General features: G+C 43.9%; 9 protein-coding genes. 8 read left to right on the forward strand and 1 reads right to left on the reverse strand.

What is annotated here, in order from left to right; translation table 11 throughout:
* The 7 genes from F2B13_RS14620 (at position 1) to F2B13_RS14650 (ending at position 13,094) form a co-directional block, all read left to right on the forward strand.
* Positions 1–1,407 carry a sialate O-acetylesterase gene (locus tag F2B13_RS14620; RefSeq protein ID WP_149304536.1) on the forward strand — a complete coding sequence of 469 codons (1,407 nt, stop codon included), beginning with the start codon at positions 1–3 and terminating at the stop codon, positions 1,405–1,407.
* A 25-nt stretch (positions 1,408–1,432) separates the two neighbouring features.
* Positions 1,433–3,796 (forward strand): glycoside hydrolase family 95 protein, encoded by a 2,364-nt coding sequence (locus F2B13_RS14625; RefSeq protein ID WP_232625248.1) that lies wholly within the window; start codon positions 1,433–1,435, stop codon positions 3,794–3,796.
* A 47-nt stretch (positions 3,797–3,843) separates the two neighbouring features.
* The gene (locus tag F2B13_RS14630; protein WP_149304537.1) at positions 3,844–5,178 is read left to right on the forward strand and encodes an alpha-L-fucosidase; all 1,335 of its coding nucleotides are present in this window, start codon (positions 3,844–3,846) and stop codon (positions 5,176–5,178) included.
* Positions 5,179–5,231: 53 nt separating this feature from the next.
* Positions 5,232–6,317, forward strand: coding sequence for a glycoside hydrolase family protein (locus F2B13_RS14635; protein ID WP_149304538.1), 1,086 nt, complete (start codon positions 5,232–5,234; stop codon positions 6,315–6,317).
* On the forward strand, positions 6,307–8,748 hold the full coding sequence (locus tag F2B13_RS20670) for an alpha-L-fucosidase (RefSeq protein WP_232625249.1): 2,442 nt from the start codon (positions 6,307–6,309) through the stop codon (positions 8,746–8,748). The genes F2B13_RS14635 and F2B13_RS20670 overlap by 11 nt, the downstream gene beginning before the upstream one ends.
* 10 nt (positions 8,749–8,758) lie before the next feature.
* Positions 8,759–10,909: an alpha-galactosidase gene (locus tag F2B13_RS14645; RefSeq protein WP_149304539.1), complete on the forward strand. Its 2,151-nt coding sequence runs from the start codon at positions 8,759–8,761 to the stop codon at positions 10,907–10,909.
* A gap of 94 nt (positions 10,910–11,003) precedes the next feature.
* A complete protein-coding gene (locus F2B13_RS14650) occupies positions 11,004–13,094 on the forward strand; it encodes an alpha-L-fucosidase (protein WP_149304540.1) in 2,091 nt (696 codons plus the stop codon).
* 47 nt (positions 13,095–13,141) lie between these two features.
* Here the strand turns inward: F2B13_RS14650 and F2B13_RS14655 are convergent, their stop codons facing one another.
* Positions 13,142–13,795: a 3-keto-disaccharide hydrolase gene (locus tag F2B13_RS14655; protein WP_198440142.1), complete on the reverse strand. Its 654-nt coding sequence runs from the start codon at positions 13,793–13,795 to the stop codon at positions 13,142–13,144.
* A gap of 515 nt (positions 13,796–14,310) precedes the next feature.
* Here F2B13_RS14655 and F2B13_RS14660 point away from each other — a divergent pair.
* Positions 14,311–19,338, forward strand: coding sequence for a translocation/assembly module TamB domain-containing protein (locus F2B13_RS14660; RefSeq protein ID WP_149304541.1), 5,028 nt, complete (start codon positions 14,311–14,313; stop codon positions 19,336–19,338).
* Position 19,339 lies beyond the last annotated feature (1 nt).

Consider the following 19,339-nt stretch of genomic DNA (forward strand, 5'->3'; position numbering starts at 1 on the left):
ATGATGAAAAAATTATTGCTGGTATGTATTGCCCTTTTGGGTGTTGTCGAGGGGCACGCCAAACTCTGGCTACCTTCTATTTTTAACGACCATATGGTGTTACAACAGCAATCGGAGGTTTTGGTGTGGGGGTGGACTACCGCAACCGACGAAGCAGTCACCGTTTTTGGTTCATGGAACGATGAAAAAGTGGTCGCGAAGGCTTACCAAGGCACTTGGTCGGTCAAGCTCCCCACTCCAAAATGGGGCGGGCCTTATACCTTGACCATTGAAGGGCACGAAAAAATCGTTCTAAATAATATATTGGTGGGTGAAGTTTGGATTTGTTCAGGCCAATCCAATATGGAATGGACCCCTGAAATGGGCCTATTAAATGCGGAAGAAGAAATAGCAACCGCCAAATACCCTAATATTCGGTTTTTTACGGTTCCGAAACATACCTCTACCGCTCCACAAGATGATACCCCAGGAAAATGGGCTGTGTGCTCACCGGAGACCATGCGAAAATTCAGTTCGGTAGCCTATTTTTTCGGTCGGGAACTTCACAAAAACCTTGCTATACCTATTGGGCTTATCAATACCAGTTGGGGGGGCACTCCCGTAGAGACCTGGATACAACGCGAAGCGATTGAAAGGAACGAAGATCTTTTGAATGCTTCCAAAAAACTTGAGCAATACGATTGGTGGCCCTCCAGCCCCGGCCTGGCCTACAATGCAATGATTCATCCATTGCTGAATTTTAAGATCGCAGGCTGCATTTGGTACCAAGGGGAGTCGAACCGGCAGAATATACCCTCTTATTATAAATCGTTTCCCTTGTTGATCCATACTTGGCGAAAAGCTTGGCACAAAGAATTCCCGTTTTACTTTGTTCAAATAGCACCCTATAAGTATGACAATCCGCAAGATAATGATGCCGCCTTCGTACGCGACGCTCAATTGCATACTTTAAAGACGGTCGAGCATACAGGTATGGCCGTAACCAATGATATCGGAAACCTAGAGAACATTCATCCCGTAAATAAGCAGGACGTAGGTCGGCGATTGGCACTTTGGGCTTTGCACGGTACCTATAATGTCGATGGTATCGTACCGAGTGGTCCCATATATAATTCGATGCGACAAACGAAAAAGAATAAGATAGTAATTACGTTTGATTATGCTGAAAACGGTCTGAAAAAAAAGGGTAATGAGCTTACCGGTTTCACCATTGCCGGAGAGGACCGTGTTTTCCATTCTGCTAAAGCCAAAATAGTAGACAACACCGTTGTGGTTTCTTCAAAAGCCGTAAAAGATCCTATAGCCGTCCGATTTGCCTTCTCGAACGCCGCATTGCCTAACCTCTACAATAATGAAAATTTACCTGCCTCGGCCTTTAGAACTGACAATTGGGAAGTGACCGAATAATTTGTAAACCGCTAAAAGTATGAAAATGAATATCAGAAAATCGATGATACTATTTTGGGTGAGTATCCCCTTATTGATGGTCGCTCAAGAAAAAGCAAAGGGGTATGAACTTTGGTATGGGCAACCCGCTTCGAAATGGATGGAAGCACTACCCGTGGGTAATGGCCGTTTGGGTGCCATGGTCTTTGGTGACCCTAATCATGAGCGTATACAGTTAAACGAAGATTCCATGTGGTCCGGTGCAGCCGATTGGGGCGATGCAGTAGGATCTCCCGAAGATTTGGCTGAAATCAGGGAGCTATTAAAGGCGGGTAAAAATCATATGGTCGATAGCTTGATCGTGGCCCGATTTTCACATAAGACGATATTGAGGTCGCATCAGACCATGGGTGATTTATATATCGATTTTCAACAGGATAGAAAATTTGAAAATTATCGCCGTTCCTTATCTCTCGATGATGCCATCGCATATACGGACTATGTTTCAGGATCTAATGCTTTTAACCAAAAAGTGTTCGCTTCCCATCCTGACGATGTTTTGGTTATTGAACTAGAGACCACCGATGCTAAAGGTATGGATCTCACTTTGCGAATGGACCGGCCCGAAGACGCTGGAAGGAAAACGGTCACGCTTTCTAACCCTACTCCCTCTGAAATAAGCATGAAAGGAACGGTCACCCAATACGGTGGGAAGAAAGATTCCAAGCCTTTTCCTATAGATTATGGCGTAGAATTCGAGACCCGATTAAAGGTTGTCCATGATCAAGGTACGGTCACTCCTCAATCCGGAAAATTAGTATTGAAAGGAGTGAAAAAGGCAAGGCTTTTTATCGTAGCCAACACTAGTTATTACCATGGAAATCAGTTTGTAGAAAGAAACGAAGAGACACTTTCAAAAGTCTTGGCGCGCGATTTCAATCAACTCGTAGGGGCGCATAAAAAAGATTATCATCAATTTTATGGGCGTATGACCCTTGACCTAGGTGGGGAAGAGCAAAGGAAGTTGCCTACCGATCAACGGCTCGAACGCTTTCGTACAGGGAAGGAAGATACCGATCTAGCGGCCCTTCTTTTTCAATATGGGAGGTATCTGCTGATTTCTTCATCACGGCCAGGAACCAATCCGGCCAACTTGCAGGGCATCTGGAACGAGCATATCGAGGCGCCCTGGAATGCTGATTATCATTTGAATATTAATTTACAGATGAATTACTGGCCCGCGGAAGTGACCAACCTCAGTGAGCTTCATATGCCCTTTTTCGAATTTATGGACAGGGTGTTGGAACGGGGAAAGAACACCGCAAAACAGCAGTATGGGATAGATAGAGGTACCATGGCGCATCACGCGACGGACTTATGGGCGCCCCCCTTTATGAGGGCTGAACAGGCGTATTGGGGAGCTTGGATCCATGGCGGTGGGTGGACAGGGCAACATTATTGGGAACACTATCGCTTCACCCAAGACAAAGAATTTCTAAAAAATAGGGCGTACCCCATCCTCAAAGGGTTAAGCGAATTTTACCTGGACTGGTTGATATGGGACAAAAAGAGTGGAAAGTGGGTTTCGGCCCCGGAAACCTCTCCTGAAAATTCGTATATCGCCGAAGATGGAAAATCGGCCGCCGTTTCATTAGGTAGTGCCATGGGCCACCAGATTATTTCCGAGGTTTTCGATAATACGATGGAGGCCGCCAAAATTTTGGAGATCGATGATGCTTTTGTTAAAGAAGTTAGTGCCAAACGCGAAAAGTTGCACCCGGGTGTGCTTGTCGGTGACGATGGACGTATTTTGGAATGGAACGAACCCTATGAAGAACCTGAAAAGGGGCATAGGCATATGTCCCATTTATATGCCTTGCATCCTGGTGATGCCATTACCGTTGAAAATAGGGAAGCATTTGATGCAGCTCAAAAGACAATCGATTTTCGACTGCAGCACGGTGGTGCAGGTACAGGTTGGAGCCGGGCATGGATGATCAATTTTAATGCACGCTTATTGGACTCTATATCCGCGACCAAGAACATCCGTAAATTTTTTGAGATTTCGATAGCCGACAATCTTTTTGATGAGCACCCGCCCTTTCAAATCGATGGTAATTTTGGATATACGGCGGGCGTTGCTGAACTCCTTTTACAATCGCATGAAGGTATCCTCCGTATTCTTCCAGCGCTCCCCACACCTTGGGAGAGCGGCAGTATAACGGGGCTTAAGGCTCGTGGTAATGTGGAGGTAGATATGGTATGGCAAGAAGGTGTGCTTACGCGCTTAACCTTAAAATCCCCGGAAAAAACAAGCTTGAAAATAAAGTATGCCGACCATGAAGCTGAAGTCCAGCTGTCGGCCAACCAAAAAATAACGTTCGACACCAGTCTGAAACAACTCAATTAGGTAACGTATAAATTGGCCCAGTGCGGCCATTAGAAATACAATTTGTAATGAAGAAACTGTTTTCACTTTTAATGATGGTGGTAGTTGCTCAAGCTAGTGCCCAAATGGAAGGAGAAGTTTTGTCGACCACCGAGAAAATGCAATGGTTCAAAGATGCTAAACTGGGAATTTTTGTGCATTGGGGACTTTATGCCGTAAACGGCATCGATGAATCTTGGTCGTTCTATAATGGATACATATCGCATGAAAACTATCTCAAGCAGACCAAAGGGTTTACCGCTAAGAATTATGACCCCGAGCGATGGGCAAAATTGATTCGGGAAAGTGGCGCGAAATATTCCGTGATCACTTCGAAACATCATGATGGTTTTGCACTATGGGATACGAAGTATGGGGGATTCAATGCCGTGACTAATTCAGCAGCTAAAAAAGACGTGCTTTCACCTTTTGTAAAGGCCCTGAGAAAGCAAGGCCTTAAGGTCGGTATTTATTATTCCCTTCCCGATTGGTCGTACGATGATTATACCAACTTTACGAGAGATTCAATACGCTATAAAATAAGCGAAGAACCGAAAAGATGGCAGAATTTCTTGAAGGTCTATCAAGGTCAGCTCAAAGAATTATCGAAGAAGTATAGTCCAGATCTTTATTGGTTTGATGGAGATTGGGAACACAATGCCGAAGAGTGGGAGGCAACCAAGGTAAAACAGATGTTATTGGCCCAGAATCCCAATGCAATATTGAATTCAAGATTTCGTGGCCAGGGCGATTATGAAACTCCGGAACAAGGTATGCCCATTACAAGGCCTCAAAGTCCGTATTGGGAGCTTTGCATGACCATGAACAATTCTTGGGGCTACCAAAAAAATGACCATGATTACAAAACTACCGATCAGATAATCGGAATATTCGCCGATGTGATAGGCAACGGAGGTAATTTGTTATTGGATATTGGGCCTAAGGGTGATGGTACTTTACCCGAAGAGCAGGTCGAAATATTGAAGGGTCTGGGCGAGTGGACCCAAAAGCATAAGGAGGCCATTTATGGAACAATTGCCGGTATTCCCCAAGAGCATTTTTACGGTCCGAGTACGCTTTCAAAAGACCGAAAGATGCTTTATCTATTTGTCAAGGGCGATGCCAATAGAGAAGTGGTTCTACGGGGTTTGAAAAATAATATTAACCGCATTTGGGTAGTAGGCGAAGGTACCAAACTTGCCCATCAAGTGGTGGGCAAGGTCTATTGGAGCCAATACCCCGGAATTAAGTATATCAAGCTGCCAAAGCATGTCCTTGATAAACATATGACCGTTTTGGCGGTTTTGCTCGATGGTACGGTAGACCTTTATCGTGAAGACGGGTCCGTAATCGAAAGTAACTAGAAAATGGTACTATGTCATACAGCCGTAGTAACCTCCTATATTAATAAGGTGTAATGCGCTATTTTAGAATTAAGGCCTTGAAGTTCATCCTAGGGTGCGGTAGTTTTTTTTCGCTCCTAGTATGCTATGGCCAAAAGCCTGAACCCAAATTGAAAGAATCCTTTATATCTAAAAATTTGGATTTTAAAGGGGTGGCACTTGAAGATAGCGACTATACCCTGTGGGGGTGTGCACCTATTCAAGATGAAGAGGGTAAAACCCATCTATATGTGGCAAGATGGCCAGAAAAGAATGTCGATCCAGCATGGAGAAAATCCTCTGAAATTGCCCATTATGTTTCAGACGCGCCAGAAGGTCCTTTTTTGTTTTCGGATGTGGCTCTCAAGGGTACTGGAATAGATACATGGGATAAATTCGCTCCCCATAATCCGGAAATTAAAAAAGTCGGTAATCGCTATGTATTGCTCTTTATTGCAAACTCCGATTATGTACAACCGCCCCACCCGTCGAACCAGCGTATTGGCATGGCGATTTCTGATAGTCCTTACGGCCCCTGGAAAAAAGTTGGGGGTAATGGTCAGATACTGTCTGCCGACAACCCTGAAAAATGGAACTACCAATCTGCGAACGGGGTGGCAAATCCGGCCTTTTTACCCTTTGAAGGGAAATACTTTATTTACTTTAAGACGAGACAGGGAAGCGGGCCTTTGCGTTATGGTCTGGCTATAGCCTCAAATCTCGAAGGGCCTTACGAAATTACCGATACACCTGTAACCGCGAATAAGGGTGTTCTTGAAGATGGTACGGTATTTTATCACGACGGATTTATTTATTTACTAACCACTGACAACCATGGTGAAAACACGGGTATCGTCGGGGGAGGTACCTTGTGGAAATCTAAAGATGGGATACATTTCAGGCTTGAGGATGCCGCTATTGGATATGATCGGCTTCCACAGTACTATGCACCTTATGATGAAGAGAAAGTGGTGAAGGTGTATGGTGCCGATCCTAAACTGGAACGCCCGAAAATTTTACTTCAAGATGACAAACCCAAATACCTCTATGGTCCGGGAGGATGGAATATCTATGGAGGTGAAAGAACGGTAGTGTATGTTTTTAAAATTAATGATAATTAAAACCCAACGCGTGTATCTCAACGAATTTTCTATCAAATTGCCCGGTCGTCTATTGGTTTTGCCTACGATGATGATCGTGTTACTTTTTGGGGTTGTGGATGCTCAATCGAGACCTGATACACTCTTCTTCAAAGACCGTTTACAACCGATTTCGGAAGAAAACATTTTTAGTACGGAGGGTTATTACAACTGGGGGCCATCCATTATCAAGGGAGATGATAATCGGTATCACTTGTTTTATTCCCGATGGAAGAAAGCGTACAAATTTACCGGTTGGCTTACCCATTCAGAGATTGCCCATGCCATCGCAAAGCACCCTGAAGGTCCTTATAAATTTAAAGAAACAGTGGTCAAAGGAAGGGGAAACGGGCATTGGGATGCTATTACCGCACATAATCCTAAAATAAAATACTTTGATGGTAAATACTACCTCTATTACATTTCCACAAATTTGGGAGAACAAGATTATACCGAAAATGACTTGATTGAAACAGCACATACAGGTTACGAACACCCGAATTGGGCCATATTAAGGCCTAACCAGCGTACAGGGGTCGCAGTGGCCGAATCGTTGAACGGTCCTTGGAAAAGAATGGAAAACCCTTTGATTGAACCATCAGGACCAATTACAACTCTTACCGTTAACCCGGCCATTGACCGGGGTAGCGATGGTAGATATTACTTGATTGTTAAAGGAGATAAACCGAACGAAAAAAGATTCATACGCAATCAGGCTATGGCTGTTTCCGACTCTCCGACCGGACCCTTCACTATATTGGCAGAACCTGTAATCGATTATTTGGATACCGAAGATATGTCACTTTGGTACGATAGTACACGTAATTATTTCTATGGTGTTTTTCATGCCCATTCATTTATCGGAATGGTAAGTTCGTCCGATGGCAAAAACTGGAAAAAAGCCACCGAATTCGCGTTAATGTCTAAAAAGTTAGTAATGAAAGACGGTACGGAACTCATTCCAGATCGGTTGGAAAGACCGTTTGTTCATGTGGAGCATGACGAGCCGAGAGTGTTGGCCATGGCGATGAAGAAAGGCGATGCTGCCTCGATAATTTTCAGGCCCATTGCGCCGAAACCGAAATATCCTTTACCAAATGAAAGACAATTGGCTTGGCAACAGGCCGAAATGGGAGCAGTCTTTCACTACGATCTTCATGTATTTGATAGAGAGGCCTATGGGCAAGCGAACAACCGAATAGATCCGGTAAAAGATTACCAAATATTCAATCCTTCAGCACTAAATACCGATCAATGGGTAAAAGCTGCCAAGGATGCCGGTTTTACGTTCGCTATTTTAACAGCTACCCATGAGACCGGCTTCGCGCTGTTTCAGTCCGCGGTAAATCCCTATAGCATGAAAGCCCTGAATTTTCAGGAAGGTAAGGGCGATATCGTTCGCGACTTTGTGACTTCATGTCGAAAATATGGAATCAAACCTGGTATTTATCTAGGTATTCGTTGGAATTCATTCTTGGGGGTCCATGATTTTGAGGTGAATGGTGCTGGGGAGTTCAAAAAAAATCGCCAACGTTGGTATAACCATATGGTAGAGGGCATGGTAAAGGAGATCTGTAGGAATTATGGGGAACTCTTTGAAATCTGGTTCGATGGAGGGGCTGATAGCCCTGCCAATGGGGCTCCCGATGTGCTGTCAATCGTACAACAGTATCAACCCAACTGTCTTTTTTATCATAACAAACAATTGGCGGAGGCCCGTTGGGGAGGGTCGGAGTCTGGAAAGGTCAATGATCCCTGTTGGGCTACCTTTCCATATTATTCTACAGGGGCAGGTGAATCGGCTCCTGCAAGAATTGCCGAAAATAACTTTCAACTCTTAAAAGAAGGGGATCCGAACGGTACCTATTGGATGCCAGCTATGGCCGATGCACCCCTTCGGGGCTATAACGGCCGACACGAATGGTTCTGGGAGCCTGGGGATGAAGACCATATTTTCCCGCTGACTGATTTGATGGAGATGTACTATGGTTCCGTAGGTCGTAACGCCACCCTGATTATTGGGTTGACCCCCAATGCGGAAGGAGTATTACCAGAGCCCGATGTGAACCGATTGAAAGAATGGGGGGACGAAATCCGAAATAGATTTGGCAGGCCATTGGCACAACTTGAAAACGGTGGTTTAAAAGGATCGATTTCTTTTGATAGACCAACACGGATTGACCATGTCGTACTACAGGAGGACATTCGTAAAGGGGAACGGGTACGCAAATTTCGAGTCGAAGGTTTGATCGATGATAAATGGAAAGTGCTTACTAGAGGTGAAAACATTGGCCATAAGCACATTGCCCGTTTCGATGAGGCTAAAGTGAGACGCCTTAGGTACGTGATAGAGGCACAGACCTTAGCTCCCATAATAAAAAAATTTGAAGCCTATTTCGTAGGCCATAAATGATACCTAAAAAATGAAACTATACAAAAATGGCATAGGGGCTACACTTTGCTTCACCCTTTTTATTTGCTTAATGGGCAATTCCCAAAGCGATTGGCTGATCGATAATTCAAAGTACAAGGCCAATGTGGAACAAAAGGAAGGGAAAGTTATCTTGAGCAATGGATTAGTGTCTCGAACTTTAGTCGTAGCTCCTGATGTGGCAACCGTAGATTTTAAAAATCTAACTACGGGGGAACAGATGCTGCGAAGTATTAAACCGGAAGCAGAGGTGGGCATCGATGGCAAGACCTATGCTATTGGGGGTCTGGTGGGTTTAAAGGAACATGGATATCTTTTGGACAAATGGATTGCCGACCTGAGGGCGGATAGTGGTGCGTTCCACTACAAAGATCATTTTGTAAAAGACATCGAGCCCAAAATAGAATGGCAGGGCTCTACTCGTTACCATACGGCCAAAAAGAAAGCCCCTACCGGTAAAGAACTGATACTTAGTTTTGAGCATTCTTCCGATAGCCTTAAAGGTGTTGTTGTAAACGTGCATTATGAAATTTACGATGGATTGCCATTATTGTCGAAATGGCTAACCGTGGAGAACCAATCGAAGAAAACGGTGACTATATCTAGTTTTAAGACCGAGATTTTGGCCTTTCCCGAAATGGAAAACCCCGTGGAAACCCCTAAAACTTGGAAAAAGCCAAATATACATCTTGAAAGTGACTATGCCTTTGGGGGGTTCACTTCTGGGGAATCGGATGTGACTACTTTTTGGGAGTCCGATCCCGAATATACCTCTCAGGTCAACTGGCTTATGGAAACCCCTTGTTTGCTCATATCTAAGTTGCCTGTGGGCCCCAATGCGGCGATAGAATCCGAGGGTATCTTCGAAACTTTCCATATGTTTGAACTCCTGCTCGACGGTAACGATCGGGAGCGGAATGGATTGAGTGTGCGCAAAATGTATCGTACTTTAGCTCCTTGGGTTACCGAAAACCCTATTTTTATGCACTTGACCACGACCGATCCAAAACAGGTAAAATATGCTATCGATCAATGTGTCGAAACGGATTATGAAATGGTAATCCTTAGTTTTGGAAGTGGACTCAATATGGAGGATACTACCGCTACGAACATTGAAAAATTTAGGAAATTAGCCGATTATGCCCACGAGCGAGGAATTCAGTTGGGGGGGTATTCGTTGTTTTCAAGTAGAAAAATAGACGATTCGATAGATGTAATCGACAAGGCAACCGGAAAACCAGGCGGCGCAAAATTCGGTAACGCTCCCTGCTTGGCGTCACAATGGGGGTATGATTACCTACATAAAATCAACTATTTTATAGATGCGACGGGGTTTGACCTATTGGAACACGATGGTCCATACCCTGGAGACTATTGCGCTTCTACCGAACATGCGTTTCATAAAGGCTATGAAGATTCACAATGGGTTCAATGGAATATGACCAAAGACCTCTATAATGACCTTCGTAGAAAGAATGTATACTTGAACGCCCCTGATTTCTATTTTCTACAGGGGTCCAATAAATGTGGCATCGGATATCGCGAGGTAAATTGGTCATTACCTAGGGAACAACAACTGGTTCTGGGCAGACAGAATATTTATGACGGTACCTGGCAAAAAGCACCTTCTATGGCATGGACTTTCGTTCCCTTAACCGAATACCATGGGGGTGGCGAAGCGGCGACTTTAGAGCCATTGAATGCACACCTTGACGCATACGAAGCACATATGGTACAGAACTACGGGTCTGGAGTGCAGGCGTGTTATCGTGGTCCTCGATTATACGATACTGACCGAACAAAGGCATTGGTGAAGGAACGGATTTCCCACTATAAGAAATATCGAAATATTCTTAATTCGGATATCATTCATCTCCAAAGGCCTAACGGAAGATCATGGGACGGGTTTATGCACGTAAATCCGGAGTTGCCGATAAAGGCATATGTGATGTTGTTCAATCCTACTTCGAAACCTATAAGTGAAACCTTGAAATTGCCGTTGTACTATACGGGCCTGATTTCGAAGGCCACTGTATCCGAAAAGGAGGGGGCATCGAAGGTATTTGATTTAAACCGAAATTTCAACATAGAGATACCCGTGGTCATTCCTGCGGAAAGCTATACATGGCTGACGGTTCGCTAATTGACCGACCATTTATTGGAGGTGTTCAACACTAAAGAATAAATCAGGATGTGAAGGAACACATCCGACTCATAACAAAGACAAAATAAAAAGGATGAAAAAGAGCTTTATTTACCTTATCACACTGGCCCTATCAATACTATCATGTTCGGAAACACCCCCGCCGAAACCTATTGAGCCTTTACCTGCAGCACGACAATTGGCTTGGCAAGAAATGGGGTACTATGCCTTTATCCATTTTAACATGAACACCTTTACAGATATGGAATGGGGTACGGGAGGTGAATCGCCGGCACAGTTCAATCCCACCGAACTCGATACCCGACAATGGGCTCGTGTGGCGAAGGATGCAGGCATGAAAGGGATCATTATAACGGCCAAGCATCATGATGGCTTCTGTCTTTGGCCGACAAAGACCACGGAGCATTCCGTGAAAAATTCACCGTGGAAGGATGGAAAAGGGGATCTGATCAAAGATCTTTCCGAGGCATGCGAGGAATACGGTCTTAAATTCGGGATTTATTTGTCTCCTTGGGATAGGAACAATGCCAATTACGGTCAACCTGAGTATGTCAATATTTTCCACGAACAATTGCGTGAACTCCTCTCAAATTATGGTCCGATTTTCGAGGTTTGGTTTGATGGGGCGAATGGAGGTTCGGGGTACTATGGGGGTGCGAATGAGACCCGAAAAATTGATAATAAAACATATTACGAATGGGATAAAACCACGGAGATAGTGAGAGAACTTCAGCCGGATGCCGTAATCTTTAGCGATGCAGGGCCGGATATACGTTGGGTAGGTACCGAAGAGGGCTTTGCCAATGAAACGAACTGGAGCATTATGAGGCGAGACGAGATTTATCCGGGTTGGCCGCGCTACAAAGAACTTCGCTCGGGCCATGAAGATGGTACCCATTGGTTGCCTGCCGAAGTAAATACTTCGATAAGACCAGGTTGGTATTACCACCCCAGGGAAGACCATCAGGTAAAAACGCTTTCAAGGTTGGTGCGCACTTTTTATGAATCGGTAGGTCGTAACGGTAATTTTTTATTGAACCTTCCTGTGGACGATAGGGGACTGGTTCATGAAAATGACGTGGCACAGCTTATGGCTTTACGCAATCAACTGGATAAGGATTTTGCCCACGAATTGGCTAAAAATATAGAGGTTTCAGCAAGCAATACTAGAGGGAACAGTGATCGTTTTGCACCTGAAATGGTGAATGATGGAAATCCGGATACCTATTGGTCGACAGACGATGGGGTTGTTTCTGCATCGATTACTTTTAATTTTGATACCCCGACCGAAGTCAATAGGATTGTATTACAAGAATACATTCCTTTAGGGCAGCGGGTAAAGCAATTCAACGTCTCTGCCGAAGTCGAGGGGCAATGGCAAAAGCTTGACGAGCAAACGACTATAGGCTATAAGCGTATTTTGAGATTCGATGTGGTCAATGCCACTAAGATCAAAGTGGATATTGTAGACGCCAAAGGTCCATTGACCATTTCCAATATTGAGCTTTACCATGCTCCAAAATTGGTTACCCTACCACAGATTTCGAGGGATAAGGAAGGTATGGTCGACCTCTCCGTAGCAGACAAGAGTGTTGAGGTTTTTTATACGGTAGACGGTTCCACGCCTACACCCGATGCTATAAAGTTCGAACGTCCTTTTTTAATAGATGCCCCTACGACAGTCAAAGCGATCGCATTTGATGGGGAGACCAATACTATGAGTGAAAGCTCCTCACAGTATTTTGATGTGGCCAAAAAGAATTGGAAGGTCATATCGGTATCCTCGGGCAATATAGAAGAGGCCGGCAAACTTATTGACGATAACCTCGATACTTATTGGGCTACCGATGAAGGCGTGAACAGGCCACAGGAAATTGTAATTGATCTTGGAGCCGAATATACGTTGAAAGGCTTTACATACGCACCCATTCAAACGCGTTATCCTTTCGGCATCATTATGGATTATGAGTTTTCGGCCAGCACCAATGGTAAGAATTGGAACACGGTGTCTCAAGGAGAGTTCGGCAATATTGTTAATAACCGAATTGGTCAGACCATTAATTTCAGTCCGGTTCGGGCGCGCTATATCAAATTGAAAGGGGTACGAGTCGATGGTGAGGATTTCAGAACCTCATTCGGCGAAGTGGGGATTATTTCAGAATAGAAAGAAACCTAAAGAATATACTGAGCCTATTTTTTATATAAATAGGTTTACGGTAAAGGTTTGACCATGATGTTCTTATAGAACACCACGCTTCCGGGATCGTGGCCCTGTAAGGCGAAGGTGCCAGAACTCAAAAGTCTGTTTTTCTGCCCGCCATCCCGTTTGGGATTCTCGGGTTCCGTATAGTCTACCACCACAATATCGTTGATTTTGACGATGATACGCTTGCCTTCAACCTTGATATACTCGGTATACCACTCATTGTCGGAAACATAGGTTTCCTTGACGTCAACGATGTTGTACAGACTTCCCGTACGCTTCCAGTCGCTTTGCGTATTGTTGACCTGTACCTCATAGCCTTGGGAGGGCCATCCACCTTCTTGATATTCGGTATGGATATAAATACCGGAATTGGCCCCGGGTTTCGTCATGACGGTGGCCTGAAACTCAAAGTCTTTGAAATTGTGGTTTTCTACCTCACCTTGATAATACAAATGTGCCCTTGGTCCTTCTACTTTGATAGCCCCGTCGGTCACGGAAAAAGTAGCTGCATTTTCACCAACCTTCCAGCCCTCTAGATTTTTACCGTTAAACAAAGAGATCCATCCGTCTTTTGTAGCGGACGTCTCTTGAGCTTGAGTATAGGTGACTGAGGTAAACGTTAGCATCATCGAAAGCAATGCGGAAATAGTAGTTTTCATGGTAAAATATTTTTATTCATACGTTCTATATGGGAGCCTTATTTTGATAGACAACGGCCTTTTAACTTGTAAAGAATATGAAATTCTTTATACTGGGTAAGATAATGGTTTTTGACACATAATTTTTGGAAATAATTCAAAAAACGTGATTGCTTTATTAACCCTAGCCATCAACTTCAATCAACCTATGCCTGTATATGGCAACAAAACCTCCTTCGTCTTATAAAGAATTTACTTCAAGGGTTTGCCTCTTAGGCGTTTAAAAAGGGCGTAAGCCTTTATCCAACTGTTCTTTTACTTTTACGTAAGAATAAACCTACTTATTGGGAGGTAAGTAGTTATTTAAATAGGTTTGGCGGAATCGGCTTAATTTTTTTTTCCATAGCATTAGATTTGTTCAGAAGGATTGCCTACTATCGTCAACGTTTACCGTTGATGCGTCAGTTGAGCTCATGGAGATAAATTACTTTTGTCAACAGGAAACTTTTATAATAGTCAAATAGTCATGACCGAATTTGGATACTAAAAAGAGACATAAAATTTTTAGGCGCATCGGCCGCATTTTCTTGGGTGTCCTGTTACTTTTTGTGGTGGTTGTACTCTTTATCCGAAGTCCTTGGGGTCAAAATCTTATTGTTTCAAAAGTAACCACTTATGTGTCCGAGAAGACCGGTACTGAAATCACCATCGACAGGTTGTTCCTGACTTTTTCCGGAAATCTGCAACTTGAGGGTTTCTATCTCGAAGATTTGAAGCGAGATACCCTGGTCTATTCGAAGAACTTGGAGGCCAACTTGGCCTTAACCCCCATTATTTTCGGAAATGAAATAAATGTTCGGTCCATCGAATGGCGCGGTCTTACTGCTAATATATCTAGACCAGAAAACTCAGAACATTTTAATTTTCAGTTTCTTATCGATGCCTTTGCAACCCAAGATACGCTGGCTTCATCATCCAATTCGGGTCAACCTATGACTTTTACCGTGGGAAGAATCGATTTTAAGGATTTCAAGCTTTCCTTTAACGATGCTTTTGTCGGTATCGATAGCGGCATACATTTGGGCCGTTTAGATGCCACGGCAGATGTAATGGACCTCGATGCTATGAAATTCATCCTTGATGATTTCGAATTATCCAATACCCGGTTCAACTATCGACAGACTAAACCCTTCGTTCAGGAAGAAGATGCGGAGCAACCTCCCCTTCCTTTTTTATCTGTCGATAATTTCGAAATGAAAAATGTCGAGGCCACATATACCTCTATTCCCGATAGTACGAATGCCGCCATGAAAATTCAGGATTTCGTGCTCGAACTTCCGAAGGCCGATTTGACCAATAATGATATTGTGGTTGATTTTATGTCCTTGAAAAACTCCGACTTTGCCTTACAAGTAGCTGAAGAGGGCAGCGCCAAGAAGGATACCTTAGCGGTGAAATCGTTCAATTTTGAATGGCCAGAGTTTATGATAGAGGTAGCAAAAATTGATTTTGCGGGCAACTCATTTTCCTATAAGGTAGGTCCTGATAACGAAGTAAAGGAAGGAGCCTTTAACGCGAAGGACATAGCCATTTCAGGTCTTGGGTTTTTGGGCAACGATCTGCTCTACGAACCCCAAAAGTTGAATCTGCAACTTGAGCAGTTCGTATTTTCCGAAAAAAGTGGATTTTCATTGAACAACACATCTTTCGATGTGCGGTTGGACGATAGTTCAGCCCTGATTTCCGATTTGTCCCTAGCAACTAAGACTAGTTTTGTAAAGGGTAGTTTAGGCTTAAAATATGCATCGTTAAATGAGCTATTAAAAGCTCCCGAGAAGTCACAGGTTGAAGTAAAAATTCCCAACTTAAGTCTTGATATCGAAGATTTCTTTGTGTTTCAGCCTGAGCTTTCGGAAAACGAATATTTGAAAAGTCTGGCCCAACGACCCATATCGGGGCGTTTGAGGGCGAACGGTACTTTAAACAGTATGGAGATTCCCGATTTTAAGTTGGCTTGGGGGGAACAAACGGAGCTGCTTGCAGAAGGACGATTGGGCAATATACTTCAGGTAGATTCCCTTTCCTTTGATTTTAATACTATTCGGGCCACAACAACGCGCCCGGATATATTAACCTTTGTTTCTGAAGAAAAGCTCGGTATTTCGGTACCCCAAACGATGAACCTTCAAATTACTGCAAACGGGTCGATAAATAACTTTGATGCAGATGCCCGGTTATCCCTTCCTGAGGGAAAGGTAAAAATGACAGGAAGCTATTCGAAGTATGAAGAAATTGCTTTTGACACCAATTTGAAGGTGGATAGCCTTTCCTTGAACAAGCTGTTGCAGAACGAACAGTTCGGCGACGTTTCTTTTACGATGGATGTTTCTGGCAGCGGGACCGATATAACTACCATGGATGCATCCTTGGCGTCCAATTTTACCCAGCTGATGTTTAGGGGATACGATTTCTCCAATCTCGAGGCACAAGGTGAGTTGAAAGAGGGAACCGGAAATATCGATATTTCCTTTAAAGACCAAAACTTGAATTTCAAATCGGTTGCCCATGTGGAACTGGATTCCATTACGTCTGTCGTCGATCTTCATTTTAACCTTATTGGGGCGGATCTTTATGCCTTGGGTATTACGAAGGAGGAAATCAAGGCCGGGGTCAAACTGGATGCGAACTTTAAGGGAAACCCTGATGATTTTTCGTTAGATGCCCTTTTCTCCGAGGGTTTGGCAGTCTACAATAACGAGCAATATCAGATGGGAGAAATTGATATATCCAGTCGAATCGGTAAAAACATTAGTGAGGTCAAGGTCAACAGCGATTTTCTGAACGGCGGCCTACGATCGAATTCCTCTCCGGATAAGATTATGGCTTCGGTACAAAAACAGTTTAAAAATTACTTTTCCGATAGTATAGCCCGTGTTACGGTGACCGACCCGGTAAAACTACAGCTTGATTTCGTGCTCGATCGTGAGCCGATTTTGACCAAGGTTTTCTTAAGAGGTGTCGAGCGTTTGGATTCGGTAAATATTAAAGCCGATTTCGATGCTTCTTCACAAAGTTTAAATGCCCGCCTATACTTGCCTTCCATGACTTATAATGGGATTGCCATCGACAGCTTGGCCGCTGAAGTGGTGGGTACGGCTTCAGAACTCTCCTTTTCTGCCGGTTGGGGAGGCTTGCAATTCAATCCGATCGATGTCAAAAGGACCTTGTTTACGGGAAACCTCAAAAACAAGCAATTGAATTTAGACCTAAGTTCTTTCAGCGAGGGAGAGCGACTCCTCCATGTTGCTTCGGAAATGACGCTGGAAAAAGATACGATACAGCTCCATATCGATCCATCGGAATTGGTTTTTAATCGCAACGAATGGTCGATTCCCGAAACAAACCAAATTCTGATCGGAGACAAAATATTGGACTTCAAAAACATAGTCCTCAGCAGAAATTCACAGGAAATGATTTTGACCAATGCCGTTTCGGGAGTTGATAAAGAACATATTGGGGCTACATTTGAAAATTTTAGACTACAAACCTTTTTGAGCTTATTGAATCCGGATGAAGCGTTGGCTTCTGGAATCGTTGCCGGTAAATTTGTGATGGAGAACCCTTTTGAGGCTGCCGGTATCATCGCTGATTTTAAGATCAATGATATTAAGGTATTGGAGAGTCCGTTGGGTAACCTAAGTTTGGACGCTGTTTCAAAGGGTCTGGCCAACTACGATTTTAATCTGGCATTAAAAGATGGAGGCATAGATCTCGATGTTACAGGAGACTACATGGCTGCCCAAACCGGAGCAAGACTAAATCTTGATATGGATTTGAACAAGGTGGAATTACAAGTCATCGAAGGCCTTTCGGGAGGCGCTATAAAAGAGTCCGAGGGCTACATTTCCGGGAATATCGATATTTCAGGTACGACCGCAGCACCGGAATACCAGGGTGAGTTAAAATTTAGCGAGGTAGTGTTCAATGTAGCGACCCTCAATAACATCTTTAAGATTAACGACGAAACCCTCAAAATCGATAACTCGGGTCTATATCTCGACGATTTCATAATTAATGATGCCAATAACAGTCCGTTTACAATAAGCGGTTCCATTCGTACCGATGAATTGATCAATCCGAAGTTTGATCTCACTTTGAATGCAGAGGAATTTAGAGTGTTAGATTCGAAGGAGGAAGATAATGAGCTATACTACGGTATTGCGAGCGTAGATGCCGATCTGAGTGTGGGTGGTGACCTAAATCTACCAGAAATTGAAGGAAAGGTTAGAATAAGAAAAGTGACCGATGTTACGTATGTCGTTCCTGAAGCACAACTTGATGTAGAAGAGCGTGATGGAGTGGTCATCTTTGTGAATCGCGAAGACCCCGATGCCATTCTCACGAGAAACGACCAAGAAGAATCAGCTGCAATTTTAAAGGGCTATGATGTCAGTACCGTTCTGGAAATTGCGGAAGATGCGGTTTTTCATATCATCATCGATGAACGAACTGGAGATAATTTGGAAGTTTCCGGGGAAGGGGAATTGGACCTCAATATGTCTCCCAACGGCCAAATTAACCTAGCGGGGAGGTATGAACTCAGTTCAGGACATTATGAAACCAGTCTATATAATTTGGTTAACCGAAGGTTTCAGATAAAACCTGGAAGTACCATTACTTGGCGAGGCGACCCCATGGATGCGGCTTTGGATGTGACCGCAATCTATAACGTGGAGACTTCCGCTGCCCCTTTAATGGCAGCGGTTATTTCTGGACAAGATGTTGGAGTAACGGGCAAATACCAGCAGGTGTTACCTTTTTTAGTGTACTTGAAGGTAGAAGGCGAGTTGCTGCAACCTAAGCTTTCCTTTGACTTAGATATGCCTGAAGATGCCCAAGGCTCTCTGGGAGGGGCCGTCTACGGAAGGGTACAACAGTTAAACGAGCAAGAAGCCCTATTGAATAAGCAGGTGTTTTCTTTGCTGGCCCTAAACAGGTTTTTTCCGGATTCGGGAAGTGACGGTAGCAATGGGGGCGCAGTGGCGTTGGCTCGTGATAATGTCAACAAAGTACTTTCGGGTCAGCTCAATGCTTTTTCCGACAAGGTCTTTGGCAACAGTGGTTTTGAAGTCGATTTCGACCTTGATAGCTTTACCGACTATCAAGGCGATAGCCCACAGGACCGCACGCAATTGAACATCAATGCCAAAAAGAAACTGTTTGACAACCGTTTGATTGTCACTGCTGGAAGTGCTGTCGATGTCGAGGGTAGCGCACAGAGCGAGCAGGGCCAGACACCGATTATCGGGAACGTCAGCCTCGAATACTTACTTACCGAAGACGGACGATATCGATTAAAAGGGTTTAGAAAGAATGAATATGAAAATGTGATTGATGGCCAATTGATCGTTACGGGGTTGGCCCTCATTTTTAATCGCGAGTTTAATAAATTCAGTCAGCTCTTCAATCCCCTAAAAGAAGACGGTTCACCGAAGGATGGACAAGAAGAGGCAGAAAAAAAGAAGAATAAGGAAGGAACCGTGCAAGACCAAGAAAAAAATTGAA

This window comes from Pareuzebyella sediminis (assembly GCF_008367235.1).
GTDB classification, from domain to species: Bacteria; Bacteroidota; Bacteroidia; order Flavobacteriales; family Flavobacteriaceae; genus Pareuzebyella; species Pareuzebyella sediminis.